Annotated in this window: 3 protein-coding genes; 1 reads left to right on the top strand and 2 read right to left on the bottom strand. The window is 64.8% G+C overall.

The genetic code is table 11. The features are described 5' to 3' along the window. Together AC1DCG_RS25035 and AC1DCG_RS25030 are read right to left on the bottom strand one after the other, a co-directional pair. Window positions 1-90 (bottom strand): hypothetical protein (locus tag AC1DCG_RS25035; protein ID WP_477041747.1); only part of this gene is annotated, 90 nt, incomplete at its 3' end. Between the two features lie 28 nt (window positions 91-118). Continuing rightward, complete coding sequence (locus AC1DCG_RS25030; RefSeq protein ID WP_035046383.1) at window positions 119-457, bottom strand: P-II family nitrogen regulator; 339 nt, start codon at window positions 455-457, stop codon at window positions 119-121. Window positions 458-772: 315 nt separating this feature from the next. On the opposite strand from AC1DCG_RS25030, the gene AC1DCG_RS25025 reads away from it, so the two are divergent. Next, entirely contained in the window at window positions 773-1123 is a 351-nt protein-coding gene (locus AC1DCG_RS25025; RefSeq protein ID WP_477029161.1) for a DMT family protein, read from the top strand. Window positions 1124-1343: the final 220 nt, after the last annotated feature.

Below are 1343 nucleotides of genomic sequence, written 5' to 3'. Positions count from 1 at the left end.
CTCCTGGGCGAAGGCGGTCGCGCCGAGCGGCGCCCCCGCGAGCGTCGCGGCGAGCATCAGCCCGGCCAGCGGCTTAAAGGTCAATTTCATCGTTGGTATCCCCTTTCCCCGACGATCGTTACAGAGCGGCCGGGCCGGTTTCGCCCGTCCGGATGCGAACGGCTTCTTCGACATTGAGGACGAAGATCTTGCCGTCGCCGATCTTGCCCGTGGCCGCGGCGGCCTTGACCGCTTCGACCGCCTTGGCCGCGGACGCATCGTCCACCACGGCTTCCAGCTTCACCTTGGGCACGAAGTTCACTTGGTACTCCGCGCCGCGATAAATCTCGGTCTGGCCCTTCTGGCGGCCGTAACCCTTCACTTCCGACACCGTCAGGCCTTCGACGCCGGCGGCGACCAGCGCCTCGCGGACCTCGTCCAGCTTGAAGGGTTTGACGACCGCTATGATCAGTTTCATCCGGCTTGCTCCGGTCCGCCTTGGGCGGACCCCCCTTGTTGATGGTTAGAGCGGATTTGCTCACTCGATCACCGCGACGCCGCCGGATGCGGCCGCGTCGTTTCCCCGGCGCTCGCACGCTATCGGCCACGGTTCCTTGAGCGGGGGCGCGCGGTAGGCAATTGGAAACGAAAGAGGCAAGGCGCCTGAAAAAGTATCATTGGTCGCTCAGTTTGCGCGCTTCTACGGCAAATCCGTCGTCCAGCGGCGCCGTGGCGCGCGGCGTCGCGCAACGTCTACAATGACCGCTCTTCCGCCGTTCCGAAGGATTCTCCGATGACGCCCCTGTGGGCCAAGATCGCCCCGTGGGGGCTGCTGATCTGCTCGAACGTGTTCATGACCTACGCCTGGTACGGCCATCTGAAGGGCAAGCCGCTGGCGCTCCCCATGGCCATCCTGAGCAGTTGGCTGATCGCGCTTCCCGAGTACATGCTGGCGGTTCCCGCCAACCGCATCGGACACGGCGTCTATTCCACGGCTCAGCTTAAGACCGGCCAAGAAGCGATCACCCTGATCGTCTTCACGTTGTTCTCGTATTTCTACCTTGGCGAGGCCATTCGCTGGACCACGATGCTGGGCTTCGTGCTGATCTTCGCGGGCGCGGCGCTGGTGTTCTTTTTCAAGTAACGGCGAAGTCTGGATCACGAGCCCGTGATTGACTGCAACGGAGTCGCAATCTGGAGCGTAAAGCCGGCCTGAGTTTCAAGCGAAAGGACCAGGCCATGTATGTGACGCGCTTCCTCTCCGCCGCGGCGGCCATGGCGCTGCTGTCGGGCGTCGCCATCGCCCAGACCGCCGACCCGGCGGCGCCGGCCAAGCCGCCGGCGGCCGCGCCGCCCGCCGCGAC

This window comes from Caulobacter sp. 10L414 (genome assembly GCF_056395525.1).
Note: the sequence above shows the minus strand (reverse complement) of the source record. Positions and strands in the feature narration are given on the sequence as shown.

Bases quoted from the DNA above. Each gene is read 5' to 3' on its own strand.
- AC1DCG_RS25030 (WP_035046383.1), bottom strand. From the start codon at position 457: ATGAAACTGATCATAGCGGTCGTCAAACCCTTCAAGCTGGACGAGGTC.
- AC1DCG_RS25025 (WP_477029161.1), top strand. From the start codon at position 773: ATGACGCCCCTGTGGGCCAAGATCGCCCCGTGGGGGCTGCTGATCTGC.